The sequence below is a fragment of the Streptomyces sp. NPDC048473 genome (assembly GCF_043200155.1).
Lineage (GTDB): Bacteria > Actinomycetota > Actinomycetes > Streptomycetales > Streptomycetaceae > Streptomyces.
Genome location: NZ_JBICXE010000023.1, coordinates 71,815 through 85,999, shown reverse-complemented (window position 1 = coordinate 85,999; position 14,185 = coordinate 71,815). Strand labels below are relative to the sequence as shown.

The 14,185-nt window shown below is 68.6% G+C and carries 11 protein-coding genes; 5 read left to right on the top strand and 6 right to left on the bottom strand.

What is annotated here, in order from left to right; genetic code table 11:
• Positions 1-63: 63 nt before the first annotated feature.
• Positions 64-1,320: an extracellular solute-binding protein gene (locus tag ACGFU7_RS30205; RefSeq protein ID WP_393699925.1), complete on the bottom strand. Its 1,257-nt coding sequence runs from the start codon at positions 1,318-1,320 to the stop codon at positions 64-66.
• A gap of 201 nt (positions 1,321-1,521) precedes the next feature.
• On the opposite strand from ACGFU7_RS30205, the gene ACGFU7_RS30200 reads away from it, so the two are divergent.
• The gene (locus ACGFU7_RS30200) at positions 1,522-1,737 is read left to right on the top strand and encodes a dodecin (RefSeq protein WP_393699923.1); all 216 of its coding nucleotides are present in this window, start codon (positions 1,522-1,524) and stop codon (positions 1,735-1,737) included.
• Positions 1,738-1,788: 51 nt separating this feature from the next.
• Here the strand turns inward: ACGFU7_RS30200 and ACGFU7_RS30195 are convergent, their stop codons facing one another.
• Together ACGFU7_RS30195 and ACGFU7_RS30190 are read right to left on the bottom strand one after the other, a co-directional pair.
• On the bottom strand, positions 1,789-2,277 hold the full coding sequence (locus ACGFU7_RS30195) for a hypothetical protein (protein ID WP_393699921.1): 489 nt from the start codon (positions 2,275-2,277) through the stop codon (positions 1,789-1,791).
• A 13-nt stretch (positions 2,278-2,290) separates the two neighbouring features.
• Entirely contained in the window at positions 2,291-3,370 is a 1,080-nt protein-coding gene (locus ACGFU7_RS30190; protein ID WP_393699920.1) for a hypothetical protein, read from the bottom strand.
• 261 nt (positions 3,371-3,631) lie between these two features.
• On the opposite strand from ACGFU7_RS30190, the gene ACGFU7_RS30185 reads away from it, so the two are divergent.
• The 3 genes from ACGFU7_RS30185 to ACGFU7_RS30175 all read left to right on the top strand — a co-directional run bounded on the left by ACGFU7_RS30185 (position 3,632) and on the right by ACGFU7_RS30175 (position 9,609).
• Positions 3,632-5,002: a polysaccharide pyruvyl transferase family protein gene (locus ACGFU7_RS30185; protein WP_393699918.1), complete on the top strand. Its 1,371-nt coding sequence runs from the start codon at positions 3,632-3,634 to the stop codon at positions 5,000-5,002.
• A gap of 168 nt (positions 5,003-5,170) precedes the next feature.
• On the top strand, positions 5,171-7,594 hold the full coding sequence (locus tag ACGFU7_RS30180; RefSeq protein WP_393699917.1) for an ABC transporter: 2,424 nt from the start codon (positions 5,171-5,173) through the stop codon (positions 7,592-7,594).
• 251 nt (positions 7,595-7,845) lie between these two features.
• Positions 7,846-9,609, top strand: a complete 1,764-nt coding sequence (locus ACGFU7_RS30175; RefSeq protein WP_393699915.1) for a glycosyl hydrolase family 18 protein — start codon at positions 7,846-7,848, stop codon at positions 9,607-9,609.
• Between the two features lie 72 nt (positions 9,610-9,681).
• On the opposite strand, the gene ACGFU7_RS30170 is transcribed toward ACGFU7_RS30175, so the two are convergent.
• The 3 genes from ACGFU7_RS30170 to ACGFU7_RS30160 are packed head-to-tail and all read right to left on the bottom strand — an operon-like array spanning position 9,682 to position 13,083.
• A complete protein-coding gene (locus ACGFU7_RS30170) occupies positions 9,682-10,428 on the bottom strand; it encodes a succinate dehydrogenase/fumarate reductase iron-sulfur subunit (RefSeq protein ID WP_393699913.1) in 747 nt (248 codons plus the stop codon).
• Positions 10,425-12,374 (bottom strand): fumarate reductase/succinate dehydrogenase flavoprotein subunit, encoded by a 1,950-nt coding sequence (locus ACGFU7_RS30165; RefSeq protein ID WP_393699912.1) that lies wholly within the window; start codon positions 12,372-12,374, stop codon positions 10,425-10,427. The genes ACGFU7_RS30170 and ACGFU7_RS30165 overlap by 4 nt, the downstream gene beginning before the upstream one ends.
• A gap of 1 nt (position 12,375) precedes the next feature.
• Positions 12,376-13,083, bottom strand: a complete 708-nt coding sequence (locus tag ACGFU7_RS30160; RefSeq protein ID WP_393699911.1) for a succinate dehydrogenase — start codon at positions 13,081-13,083, stop codon at positions 12,376-12,378.
• Between the two features lie 95 nt (positions 13,084-13,178).
• Between ACGFU7_RS30160 and ACGFU7_RS30155 the strand changes: the two genes are divergently transcribed.
• Complete coding sequence (locus ACGFU7_RS30155) at positions 13,179-14,069, top strand: LysR family transcriptional regulator (protein ID WP_393699909.1); 891 nt, start codon at positions 13,179-13,181, stop codon at positions 14,067-14,069.
• The last annotated feature ends 116 nt before the right edge of the window (positions 14,070-14,185 follow it).

The window sequence follows — 14,185 nt, the reverse complement described above, 5'->3', positions numbered from 1 at the left end:
GCTGAATCCCGGGTGTGTCCGAGCGGGGACCGGAGCCTCGGCTACGGACCGGTGCCGTATCGGTCAGCCGACCGTGAGCTGTCCGGTGATCTTCTCCGAGGCGGCCTTCGCCTCCTGCTGCGGGTCGCCGCCCTCAAGAACGGCCGTCATGTACGGCTTGATCGGGTTGACGGCCTCGACATTCGCCCACTGCGGCGAGTTGGGCGTCGCACGCCCCCTCGTGGCGCCCTCGGCCATCGCCGCGGTGCCCTCCTGCCCCACGATGACACGCGCGAGGCTGGGCTTGTTGGGCACGTAGCTCATGGTCCTGGCGAGTTCTTCCTGCCACTTCCGGCCCGCCAGTGCCTTGATCACATCGATACCCGCGGTGCCCTGACCCGCCTTCTCCGGAACGATCAGATCGGAACCGCCGGTGAATACGGAACCGGGGGCCTTCGCGGTCTTGCCCGGGATCGGGAAGTAGCCCAGCCTTCCGTTGAGTTCGGGGTTCAGTTGCTCGATCTGCGCGGCGGCGCCGGGCACCGAAATGATCTGCGCGACGTCGCCCTTGGCGAAGACCTTGGCCTGCGGGGGCCTTTCCTCGTCCGCGTTCTTGGGGCCGTCACCGAGCGCCTGGAGTTCCTTGTAGAAGCCCATACCCCTGATTGCGTCGGGGCTTTCCAGGGCGCCTTCCCATTCGCCGCCCCTCTCCTCGGCCAGTTCGCCACCCTCGTCCCAGATGAATCCGGCGAGGACATACCAGTTCTGGCCCGCGAGATAGATGCCCTGATTGCCGTTCCGGTTCAGCTGTTCGCTGTCCGCGATCCACTCGCCCCGGGTCTTCGGCGGGGTCTTGATACCGGCCTGCTCGAAGAGGTCCTTGTTGTAGATCACCACTCGATTGGCCGCGTACCAGGGGATGCCGTACTGAACGCCGTCGATGCTGCCCGGGTCGGCGAGACCGGGCAGCCAGTCCTCGCTGCCGAGGTCGCGCATGGACTCCAGGGTGAGGTCGCGCAGCCCGCCGCTCTCCGCGTACTGGGGGACCTGGGTGTTTCCGACCTCGATGACGTCCGGGGTGTCCTTGCCCTTGAGCGCGTCGGTGACCTTCGGGCCGATGCCGCTCCAGCTCTGGATCTTGAACTCCAGCTCGATGGAGGGGTGTTCGTCCTCGTACGCCTTCGTGAAGCGCTTCAGGAAATCGGCGGAGACGCTGTCCTTCATCAGCCAGATCGTGACCTTCTTGCTGCTGGACGCACCCGAGCCCGAAACAAAGCCGCATCCGCCCAGTGCAAAGGTGGAAACGAGCGCAACGGCTCCGACGAGTATGCGGTTCTTCACCAGGTTCACCTTCTGCGAAACGGCACGACGAAATCCAGAACCCGGTGTGGGGGACTGCGGGCGGCGCTCGCACGGGCGTGGCTGGATTTTGGTATGGACCATTGCTCTGGTCAAGTCCCGTTCACCACACGTTCTGCACACCGATCTCTCGCGCACCCGCGCCGGGTAGGGCACCTTGGTAGGGACGAGAGGAGACATAAGATGTCAAATCACACCTATCGGGTCACGGAAATCGTGGGAACCTCCCATGAAGGCGTCGACGACGCCATCCGCAGAGGCATCGCAAGAGCTTCGGAAACGTTGCACAATCTCGATTGGTTCGAGATCACGCAGGTCCGCGGCGAGATCACGGATGGCCGAATCGAGCACTACCAGGTGGGCCTGAAACTGGGCTTCCGGCTCGACGAGACGAGCTGATCCGGCGCGACCGGATCAGGGTCGCTACCGGCCGGCTTCGCCACGTCGCCCTCACGTACGGCCCTCACGCTCCTGCGCGTCCTTGAGCGCGGGAGACACCTTCGCCCAGCGGGCCCGCACCACGGCGAAGCCTGCTTGCTCCGCCGCATCGCAGACGAGTTCGTCATCATCGACCAGCATCCGCACCTCGTGGTCCCGGCCAAGCCGCTTCAGGATCTCCAGCTTGGTGTGCCGGGCCGGCCTGCGGTCGTCGTTGCGGCGCATGTACAACCGTCCCTCGGGCAGCCCCTGTTCCGCCAGCCATGCCACGGTGTCCCGGCGGCACCGCTCGGGCCGCCCGGTGAGATACCTGACCTCGCACTCCTCGGCGCTGCTCAGCGCCAGCCGTACCCCTTCGGGAAGCGGCGGATCATCGACGGCGGCGGAGAAGAAGCTGCTCCAGTCGCGCCGCCGCCCCTCCAGGTAGTGCTGCCGGTGGCCGGTGTCCGCGAGCGTGCCGTCCAAGTCGAATACGGCCAGGGGCCGGTGGTCGCTTCTCACACCCCCCAGCAAATCAGACCAGCGCAACCACCAGGAGCACCAGCACGACCACCCCGGCCACCACTGCGGCGACCCGCAGGGACCGGCGCCGCGACCAGATCGGGAGGACCTCGGGACCATCGCGTCCGGGGAATACATAGAAGACATGGTCGGGATCGTCGGGGATCGCGACCGCGGCCAGTTGCAGCCGGCCGATGTCCACACGTCTGGCCACTTCACCCTGGCGCGGCACGAGGGCCGATTCGATGGCCTCGATGTGGGCGGGGTCCAGACCGTCGGGGAGCGGATCGCCGGCCGAGGTCAGAGTGACCCGTTCCCACGCACCGGCGCGTCCGGTCTGCTGCCGGACGCGCAGCGGCGGCGCCGGCTCCGGCAGTTTCAACGGGGTCCGTTCGGGTGCGTGTCCGACCGACCCCCCGGTCCACAGGGTGACCAGGCCCGTGCCGTCGCACGGGGTATGTTCCGTCGACCTCTCGCCCTCGCAGACCGGGCAGGGCCTGAAGCCCGTGTCGTCGCACTGCGGACACTTCTTGGTGCCCCATCCGCGACATTCCGGACAAGCGGTGCGGGGTTTGTGACACTTCAAGCAGGTGGTCCGGCCGGCAGCGGACTTCCCCCGCGCCGACTCGGCCGTCGCGCGGCCCTTGCGGCGTTCACCCGTGCCGTCGCACCAGGTGCACGGTTCGACGCCTTTGCAGGCCGGGCACATCGGGCCGGTGTCGCAGCGCAGCTTCCCCTTGGCCCGGCACCGCGAGCACGGCTGCCGTCCGTCGTCGCAGCCGCAGGGCACCGTTCTCACCGAGCCGCGGAGCACGAGCTCCATCGCCCGCGAAACCGTCGGGTCCTTCGGCGGTTCGACCGGATGGTCGCGCAGATCGCCTTCGTACATGGGCAGTCCCGATGTGTCGTACGTACCGGGCCTGGTCTCCGGCCGCATGGTACGGGTCTCCACGCACCGGACGATCCGCAGGTCGAGCATCGGGAGTTGAGTGATGTCGGCGCCGGTCCGCCGCAGCTGCGGCCCCTGTCCGGGCCGGCCGGTGTGCCGGGCGATCGCTTCGAGGATGTCGTCCTCGGACAGTGAGTCGGCCATGACGGCGCTTCCACCTCCCCGGTAGGCGCGCCCGTGCGCAGGACGCAGCGTGCGGGCGGGACCGTCCGGCACTCAAGAGGGCGTCACGAGGGCCTCACGGGGACCGCCTTGAGGCGTCCGTTACACGACGCGCACGCGCGCGCGGATGTGTGATCATGCACTTACGTTCCGCGCAGATCGCAAAAGGTTGTACCGGATGCACATGGAATCAAAAGCGTTTGTAAAGCTATATTCAGGTTTGTGGCATCCAACGTTAATCATGTGAAGCGAATACTCCTGCGTTCAGGGAAGAGCCCCTACGACGTCGTCCCTGTCGAGCGCGCTCTCCATGAGGACGTGTTCGCCACCAACTCGGGCAATCTGATCTTCAGCGACGCCGCTCACAAGATCCTTCAGACGCCACGTTCGGAGGTGGTGTCGAACGGCATCACCACCAGGGTCACCGACGCCGACCGGATCAACAGCGAGTACGACGTCTTCGTCATCCCGCTCGCCAACGCCTTCCGGCCGTCCTTCGAGCGCCAGCTGGAGCGCCTGACGCAGCTCATCTCGAAACTGAAGATCCCGGTCGTCGTCCCGGGTGTGGGCGCCCAGACCGGGGTCAATTACTCCGCGGACCGGCTGCGGGCCATGCAGCCGACGGTCCACGCGTTCGTCTCGGCCGTGCTCGACCACAGCGCCTCCATCGGCGTGCGCGGGGAGTTCACCGAGCGGTATCTGCGGGACATGGGTTTCCGTGACGTGGACGTCATCGGCTGTCCCTCATTGTTCCTCAACGGCAGCAGGCTCGACATCCGGGAGAGCGGCCGGGCACTCGGGCCCGAGTCCCGGATCGCCGTCAATGGATCGCACGACGCGGTGCGGAAGCACAAGCTCGGGCAGATCATCAACCGTACCCACGCACGCTACCCCCACCTCCGGTTCATCGGTCAGAACCTCTCCGAGGCGCGTCAGCTGCACTGGCGCGACCTGTCCCATCAGAACGCCTCGCTGACCGACATCCCCACCCACCCCGACCACCCCATGTACGGGGAGGACAAGGTCCGGGTGTACATCGACCCGGTCACCTGGATGGACGACCTGCGGGGCTTCGACTTCTCCTTCGGCTCCCGGATCCACGGCAACATCGCGGCGCTACTGGCCGGAACGCCCGCCACCGTGCTCTGCGGCGACTCCCGGACGCTGGAGCTGTGCCGCTACTTCGACATCCCGCACCGGATGCTCACCGAGGTCCCCTCCGACCTCGACCCCGCCGACCTCCGTGCCGAGGCGGACTTCGGGCCGCTGATGCGCGGTCACCAGGAGCGGTTCGACCGGTTCATGAACTTCCTGGACAAGAACGGCCTGGAGAACACCTTCACCCACGGCGACGGCGGTGCGGCCTTCGAGACACGGATGAGCCAACTGGCCTTCCCTCCGGGCGTCCGCCCCTGGGTCGGCGCCGACGCCTCCACGATGGGTGCGCGACTCAACTGGCTCCAGTCCCAGCTGACGGACCTCACCACCCAGAACACCCAGCTCAAGCGGAAGCTCGCGAAGAACCCCGCGCTGCCCGTCCAGCGCTCCACGTACCAGCGGGCCCGCAGTGTCGTGGGAAGGCCCATCAAGCGCGCCCTGCGTCCGTCGCGCTAGGGCCTGCCCCGACCTGATCCGCGGCCGGTCCGGCAGGGCCGGCCTCCGGTCGTTCGGGGCCCGCACCTACAGGCCTCGCCGCTCCTGAGCGACTCCTGACGCCTAGAATCGGAGTGTTTGTCCCCAGGCCGTCGGCCCCGCCCCGATCCGTACGGAGTCCCCGCTCACATGTCCACCCCCCACGATCCGTACGTCCGGGTGCGCGGCGCCCGTGAGCACAATCTCCAGGACGTCTCGGTCGACATCCCGCGCGACACTCTCACCGTGTTCACCGGCGTCTCGGGCTCCGGAAAGTCCTCCCTCGCGTTCGGGACGATCTACGCCGAGGCGCAGCGCCGCTATTTCGAGTCCGTCGCCCCGTACGCCCGCCGGCTGATCCATCAGGTGGGTGCGCCCGCGGTCGGTGAGGTCACCGGGCTGCCGCCCGCAGTCTCGCTGGAGCAGCGCCGCTCGGCGCCCGGTGCCCGTTCGTCCGTCGGGACGGTCACCACGCTCTCCAACTCCCTGCGCATGCTGTTCTCCCGCGCCGGGGAGTACCCGGCCGGTGCCGAACGGCTGGACTCCGACTCCTTCTCGCCGAACACCGCCGCCGGGGCGTGCCCGCAGTGCCACGGTCTCGGCCGCATCCACCGCACCACCGAGGAGCTGCTCGTTCCCGATCCCTCGCTCCCGATCCGGGACGGTGCGATCGCCGCCTGGCCGGGGGCCTGGCAGGGCAAGAACCTGCGCGATGTGCTGGACGCGCTGGGCTACGACATCGACCGTCCGTGGCGTGAGCTCGACGCCGCGGACCGGGAGTGGATCCTGTTCACCGATGAGCAGCCGGTGGTGACGGTCCATCCGGTGCGTGATGCCGGGCGCATCCAACGCCCTTACCAGGGAACGTACATGAGTGCCCGCCGCTATGTGATGCACACCTTCGCGGACTCCAAGAGCCGCACGCTGCGGGCGAAGGCCGAGCGCTTCCTGACCAGTGCCCCCTGCCCGGTCTGCGGCGGCAGCCGGCTGCGTCCCGAGGCGATGGCGGTCACGTTCGCCGGCCACTCGATCGCCGAACTGGCCGCGCTTGCGCTCACCTCTCTCGCCGAGGTGCTGCGCACGGCGGGCGGCAGTGACACGGCGCGGGTGCTGACGGCGGACCTGCTCGCCCGGATCGAGACGGTCACCGAGCTCGGCCTCGGCTACCTCAGCCTGGACCGTACGGCTCCGACACTGTCCTCCGGCGAGTTGCAACGGCTGCGGCTCGCCACTCAGTTGCGCTCCGGTCTTTTCGGTGTCGTCTATGTGCTGGACGAGCCGTCGGCCGGTCTGCACCCGGCGGACACCGAGTCGCTGCTGGGGGTGCTCGGGCGGCTGAAGGAGGCCGGGAACTCGGTCTTCGTCGTGGAGCATCAGATGGATGTGGTGCGCCGGGCGGACTGGCTGGTCGATGTGGGACCGCTGGCCGGTGAGCACGGGGGCCGAGTGCTGCACAGCGGTCCCCCGGCCGGACTTGCGGAGGTGACGGAGTCGGCGACCCGGCGCTTCCTCTTCGACGACGGGCCCGCTCCGGTGCGGGAGGTGCGTACGCCGTCGGGGTGGCTGAAGCTGAACGGGGTCGACCGTCACAATGTGCGGGGTGTGGACGCGGAGTTCCCGCTCGGGGTTTTCACGGCCGTCACCGGCGTCTCGGGGTCGGGGAAGTCGACCCTGGTCGGTCAGGTGCTGGCCGGTGTCCTCGCCGACCGGCAGGCCTCCGCCACCGCCGATCTGCCTGCGGAGCGTCCCACGGCCGGGTGTGCGTCGGCGGAGGGGCTGGAGGCGGTGGACCGTCTCGTTCAGGTCGACCAGAAGCCGATCGGCCGTACCCCTCGGTCCAATCTGGCCACATACACCGGGCTCTTCGATGTCGTGCGGAAGCTGTTCACCGAGACGGACACGGCGCGCGAGCGCGGCTACAAGGCCGGACGGTTCTCCTTCAATGTGGCGGGCGGGCGGTGCGAGACCTGCCAGGGCGAGGGGTTCGTCTCCGTTGAACTCCTCTTCCTGCCCAGTACGTACGCGCCCTGCCCGGACTGTCACGGTGCGCGGTACAACCCGGAAACCCTGGAGGTCACCCTGCGCGGTCTCGACATCGCGCAGGTGCTGGATCTGACGGTGGAGTCGGCGGCCGGGTTCTTCGCCGGTACGCCCGCCGCCGAGCGCAGCCTGCGGACACTGCTCGACGTCGGGCTCGGCTATCTGCGGCTCGGTCAGCCCGCCACGGAGCTGTCGGGCGGCGAGGCCCAGCGAATCAAGCTCGCCGCCGAACTCCAGCGAACCCGCCGAGGCCACACCGTATATCTGCTCGACGAGCCCACGACCGGGCTGCACCCCGCCGATGTCGAGGTGCTGATGCGGCAGTTGCACGGTCTGGTCGACGCAGGCAACACGGTGGTGGTCGTGGAGCACGACATGGCGGTGGTGGCGGGTGCCGACCGGGTGATCGACCTCGGTCCCGGTGGCGGCGACCGGGGCGGCCGGATCGTGGCGGCGGGACCACCCGCCGAGGTCGCGCGTACGGAGGGCAGCCGTACGGCGGCCTACCTCAGGGCGGCCCTCCGTATCACCTGAGGGCTCAATCGGGTTCAACTCCACTATTTCCACTGAGAGTTGCCGCATCAGGCAAGCAATGGGAAATGAAAAGGCAAAGAACATTGACCGCAGGCTGGTCCAGACCAATTATGGGCATGCCTCACGGCCGCTCCATGCCGTGCGGCATGTGACCCCCGGCCGGGATTCACAGGAACGGGCCGCGCCCCCGACCGGGCGGCGCGGTTGAGCCGTGCGATCCGCCCGTTGTCCCACCCCGCTGGGAGCACCCCATGAGACGTCCAAGAACACTCGGCGCAGTCCTGAGTGTCCTGGCAACGACCGTCGCGTCCGCCGGCCTGGTCCTCGGATCAGGCGCCGGCGCGCAGGCCGCCACGACCGCCGCCACTCCCCTGCCCGCGCATGTCTTCGCCCCGTACTTCGAGGCGTACAACGCAGACAGCCCGGCCGCTCTCTCGGAGCAGTCCGGTGCCAAGTATCTGACCATGGCCTTCGTCCAGACGGAGGCCCGCGGTTCCTGCACCCCGTACTGGAACGGCGATTCGGGCCAGCCCATCGCCCAGTCCGAATTCGGCGCCGACTTCACCACCATCCGGTCGCGCGGCGGCGATGTGATCCCGTCGTTCGGCGGCTACGCGGCCGACAACGGCGGCACCGAGATCGCCGACAGCTGCACCAGCGTCGACTCCATCGCTGCGGCATACGAGAAGGTCATCACGACCTACGACGTGTCCCGCCTCGACATGGACATCGAGGACAACTCGCTGGAGAACAGCGCAGGAATCGACCGCCGCAACAAGGCGATCAAGAAGGTGCAGGACTGGGCCGCCGCCAACGGGCGCCCGGTGCAGATCTCCTACACCCTGCCCACCACCACGAGCGGCCTCGCCGACAGCGGTCTGGCGGTGCTGGAGAACGCCGTGTCCAACGGCACCGGGGTCGACGTCGTGAACCTGATGACGTTCGACTACTACGACGGCGCCTCGCACACCATGGCACAGGACACCCAGACGGCGATCACCGGCCTGAAGGGCCAGCTGGCCGGCCTGTACCCGGCGAAGACCGACGCCCAACTGTGGGGCATGACCGGCATCATCGAGATGCCGGGCATCGACGACTACGGCCCGGCCGAGACGTTCACCACGGCCGACGCCACCTCGGTCTACAACTGGGCCGTGTCCAAGGGCGTCAGCACCCTGTCGTTCTGGGCGCTGCAGCGCGACAACGGAGGCTGCCCCGGCACCGGGGGCAGTGACAGCTGCTCCGGCATCGCGCAGGACACGTGGTACTTCTCCCACACCTTCGAGCCCTTCACGAGCGGCGCCGGTCCGGTGACGGACGACTACTCGGTGGCCGTCGCGCCCGGTTCGGCCACGGTCGCCCCCGGTGGCTCCACCACGGCGACCGTGAACACCGCGGTCACCTCCGGCAACGCGAAGACCGTCGCGCTGACGACGAGCGGGGCGCCCGCCGGGGTGACGGCGACGCTCAGCCCGGCCTCGGTCACCGCAGGGGGTACGTCGAAGCTGACGGTGAACGCGTCGGCTTCCGCGGCGCCCGGCACGTACAGGATCAATGTGACCGGCACCTCGGGCACGCTCAGCCGCGCGGCGGCCTTCACCCTGGCGGTGTCGGGTCCGGGTGGCGGCACCGGCGCCCTGGTCAACGGCGACTTCGAGACGGGTTCGCTGAGTCCCTGGACCTGTGAGTCCGGTGGCGCAGTCGTCTCCACCCCGGTGCACGGCGGTTCGCACGCGCTCGCTGCGGCAGCCGGCTCGTCGCAGACGGGCGAGTGCACACAGACGCTCACCCTGTCTCCCAACACCAAGTACACACTGATTGGTTGGGTGCAGGGCAACTACGGCTACCTCGGTGTGCGGGGCGACGCCTCGGCGAGCACCTGGGGTTCGTCGAGCGGCTATGCCAAGCAGTCGGTGGCGTTCACCACGGGCTCGACCGGCACGGTGACCGTCTATCTGCACGGCTGGTACGCGCAGGGCACGGTCTACGGCGACGACATCTCGGTGACGTCCTGACCTGCCGGAGCATCTGAGACTTCCTGGCCCCGGAGGCGGGCGGCCTCCGGGGCCGGGAACCCGTCCGCCTGCTCAGCGGTGCACCTTGCGGGTCGCCCGCAGCCACTCCTTGTTCATGGCCGAGATCGACGGCAGCGGAATGCCCTTCGGGCAGGCTGTGGCGCACTCCCCAGTGAGCGTGCAGCCGCCGAAGCCCTCGCTGTCCATCTGCCCGACCATGTCGAGCACCCGGGTCTCGCGCTCGGGGGCGCCCTGCGGCAGGACATTGAGGTGGTTGATCTTCGCCGAGGTGAAGAGCATCGCCGAGCCGTTGGGGCAGGCCGCTACGCAGGCGCCGCAGCCGATGCACTCGGCGTGTTCGAAGGCGAAGTCGGCGTCCGGCTTGGGCACCGGTGTGGCGTGCGCCTCGGGGGCGGTGCCGGTCGGGGCGGAGATGTAGCCGCCCGCCTGGATGATCCGGTCGAAGGCCGAGCGGTCCACGACCAGGTCCTTGACGACCGGGAAGGCAGAGGCGCGCCACGGTTCGATGTCGATCGTGTCGCCGTCCTCGAAGGACCGCATGTGGAGCTGACAGGTGGTGGTGCGCTCGGGGCCGTGGGCGTCGCCGTTGATGACGAGGCTGCAGGCGCCGCAGATGCCTTCGCGGCAGTCGTGGTCGAAGGCGACGGGGTCGTCGCCGGCGAGGATGAGTTCCTCGTTGAGGGTGTCGAGCATTTCCAGGAACGACATGTCCTGCGAGATGCCGTCCACCTGGTAGGTGGACATGGCGCCGGGGGCGTCGGCGTTCTTCTGGCGCCAGACGCGCAGGGTGAGCTTCATGCGTAGCTCCGCTGAGTGGGGTGGACGTACTCGAAGACGAGGTCTTCCTTGTGCAGGACGGGGGCCTCGCCGGTGCCGGAGAACTCCCAGGCGGCGGCGTAGGAGAATTCCTCGTCCCGGCGGGCGGCTTCGCCGTCCGGGGTCTGTGACTCCTCGCGGAAGTGGCCTCCGCAGGACTCGGCGCGGTGCAGGGCGTCGAGGCACATGAGCTCGGCGAGCTCCAGATAGTCGACGATGCGGTTGGCCTTCTCCAGCGACTGGTTGAACTCCTCGCCGGTGCCGGGGACCTTGATGCGGCGCCAGAACTCCTCGCGGATCTGCGGGATCCGGTCGAGCGCCTTGCGCAGCCCTTCCTCGGTGCGGGCCATGCCGCAGTACTCCCACATGAGTTCGCCGATCTCGCGGTGGAAGGAGTCGGGGGTGCGGTCGCCGTCGACGGAGAGCAGCAGGTTCAGCCGGTCCTCGGTGTCCGCGACGACCTCTTCCACGGCGGGGTGCGAGGCGTCGACCTCGTCGTGGTGGGGGTTGCGGGCCAGGTAGTCGTTGATGGTCGACGGCAGGACGAAGTAGCCGTCGGCGAGGCCCTGCATCAGTGCGGAGGCGCCGAGCCGGTTGGCGCCGTGGTCGGAGAAGTTGGCCTCGCCGATGGCGAAGAGGCCGGGAATGGTGGTCTGGAGGTCGTAGTCGACCCAGAGTCCGCCCATCGTGTAGTGCACGGCGGGGTAGATCCGCATCGGGGTCTCGTACGGGTTCTCCGCGGTGATCCGCGCGTACATGTCGAAGAGATTGCCGTACTTCTCCTCGACCTTGGCCCTGCCCATCCGCTGGATGGCTTCGGCGAAGTCCAGGTAGACGCCCTGTCCGCCGGGGCCGACGCCGTGGCCCTCGTCGCAGACGTTCTTCGCGGCGCGGGAGGCGATGTCCCGGGGTACGAGGTTGCCGAAGGCGGGGTAGATGCGCTCCAGGTAGTAGTCGCGCTCGTCCTCGGGGATCTCGTTCGCGGGGCGGTTGTCACCCTTGGCCTTCGGCACCCAGATACGGCCGTCGTTGCGCAGCGACTCGCTCATCAGCGTCAGCTTGGACTGGTGGTCGCCGGTGCGCGGGATGCAGGTGGGGTGGATCTGGGTGAAGCAGGGGTTGGCGAAATAGGCGCCGCGACGATGGGCGCGCCAGATGGCGGTGGCGTTGGAGTTCATGGCGTTCGTCGACAGGTAGAAGACGTTGCCGTAGCCGCCGCTGGCCAGGACGACCGCGTCGGCAAAGTAGGTGTCGATCTTCCCGGTGACGAGGTCGCGGGCGACGATGCCGCGGGCCTTGCCGTCGACGATGATCAGGTCGAGCATCTCGGTGCGGGCGTGCAGTTCGACGTTGCCGGCGGCGATCTGCCGGGACAGCGCCTGGTAGGCGCCGAGGAGGAGCTGCTGGCCTGTCTGGCCGCGGGCGTAGAAGGTACGGGAGACCTGGACGCCGCCGAAGGAGCGGTTGTCGAGGAGGCCGCCGTACTCGCGGGCGAAGGGGACGCCCTGGGCGACGCACTGGTCGATGATCTCCACGGAGATCTGGGCGAGCCGGTGGACATTGGACTCGCGGGCGCGGAAGTCGCCGCCCTTGACCGTGTCGTAGAACAGCCGGTGGATCGAGTCGCCGTCGTTGCGGTAGTTCTTCGCGGCGTTGATGCCACCCTGCGCGGCGACGGAATGGGCGCGGCGGGGCGAGTCCTGGAAGCAGAACTGGACGACGTGGTAGCCCTGTTCGGCCAGCGTCGCCCCGGCCGAACCGCCGGCGAGGCCGGTGCCGACGACGATGACGGTGTGCTTGCGCCGGTTGGCCGGGTTGACGAGCCTGGCCTCGAAGCGGCGGGTGTCCCAGCGTCCGGCGACGGGCCCCTCGGGGGCCTTGGTGTCGACGACGGGCGCGCCCGTCCCGTAATGCGAGTAGTCGGTCATGTCAGCTCACGACTCCGGTCATGACGGCGACGGGTACGGAGATGAAGCCCACCGTCAGCACCAGTGCGAGGACGTTGGCGATGGTCTTGAGTGCACGGTCACGGGTCGCTCTGCCCGCGCCGAGGGTCTGGGCGGCGCTCCAGAAGCCGTGCTGGACGTGGAGTCCGAGGGCGAGCATGGCGACGATGTAGACGGTGTTGCCGTACCAGGTGGAGAAGGTGTCGATGACGTTCTGGTACGGGTGCCCGGACTGGAATCCGCCGGAGTGCACGGTGCCCGTCGTCAGGTCGAGGATGTGCCAGACGATGAACAGGGCGAGGATGATCCCGCCCCAGCGCATGGTCCGGGTGGCATAGGTGGCGCGCGGCTTCTTGTGAACGTACTTGGCGGGGCGTGCCCTGATGTCGCGGCGGCTCAGCTGGTACGCGGAGGTGGCGTGCAGCACCACGGCGGCGACGAGCACGACGCGGACGATCCACAGGGCCCACTCGTAGTGCAGGAAGGGCTCGCCCATGGTCCGCAGCCAGTGCGCGTAATGGTTGAACTCGCCGGATCCGAAGAAGATCTTCAGGTTGCCGATCATATGGACAACCAAGTACAGGAGCATGATCAGGCCACTCACGGCCATGATCGTCTTCTTGCCGACGGACGAGTCCCAGAGCGTACGTGTCATGGACGGCCGTCGGTCCGTCCGTGTTGCCAGTGCCATGAACACGACGCTAGGGCCGAAAGGCCCCATCAGTCCAAGACATGGAGCTGCTCATCTTCATAGGCATGGGCTATCGTGACCGCTAAGCTGAGTGTATGCAATTCCAGCAGCTGACGTACTTCGTGGCCGTGGCCGAGACCCGTCACTTCACCCGTGCCGCTGAGGAGGTGCATGTCTCGCAGCCCTCGCTCTCCCAGCAGATCAGGGCGCTGGAGAACGAGCTGGGGGCGGAGCTGTTCAGCCGGGCCCGCGGCAACATCACCCTCACCGATGCGGGCGAGGCCCTGCTGCCGCTCGCCCGGCGCATCCTCGCGGACGCCGACACCGCACGCCACGAGGTGCAGGAGCTGGCTCAGCTGCGCCGGGGCCGGGTCCGGCTCGGCGCGACGCCCAGCCTCTGCACGGGCCTGCTCCCCGACGTACTGCGCGCCTTCCACGACCGGCATCCGGGGATCCAGCTGCTGCTGGAGGAGGGCGGCTCGCTCGACCTCGTACGGGAGCTGGCGCGGGGCTCACTCGATCTGGCCCTCGTCGTGCTGCCGCTGCCCGCGGCGTCCCCCGCGCTCACCACGGTCGAGCTGCTCCAGGAGGACCTGGTCGTGGTGTCGTCGGCACGGGCGCCGCGGCCCGGCCGGGGCGGGAGCGTGCGGATCGCCGACCTTCAGGGGGAATCCCTGGTCATGTTCCGGCACGGCTACGACCTGCGCGAACTGACGGTCGCCGCCTGCCGGGCGGAGGGCTTCGAGCCGTCGTTCACGGTGGAGGGCGGGGAGATGGACGCGGTGCTCGGCTTCGTCCGGGCGGGGCTCGGGATCGCGGTGGTGCCCAGCATGGTCGCCGTCCGGGCCGGCCACGACCTGCGGACCACACCGCTGGCCCGCCCGGGCCTGCGGCGCACGATCGCGCTCGCGCACCGCAGCGATGTGGCTCCGCCGCGCGCGGCACGCGAGCTGCAGAAGGTGCTGCTCGCGAGCCGGACGGGCTGAGTCGGCCCGGGCCGCCGGTCACGCGGCCGCCGGCCGCGCTTTGTCCTCGATCTCCCCCATGGCCTCAAGGGCATGGGAGACCCCCTCGGCGGGCTTGATTTTCCCGGACCGGCCTT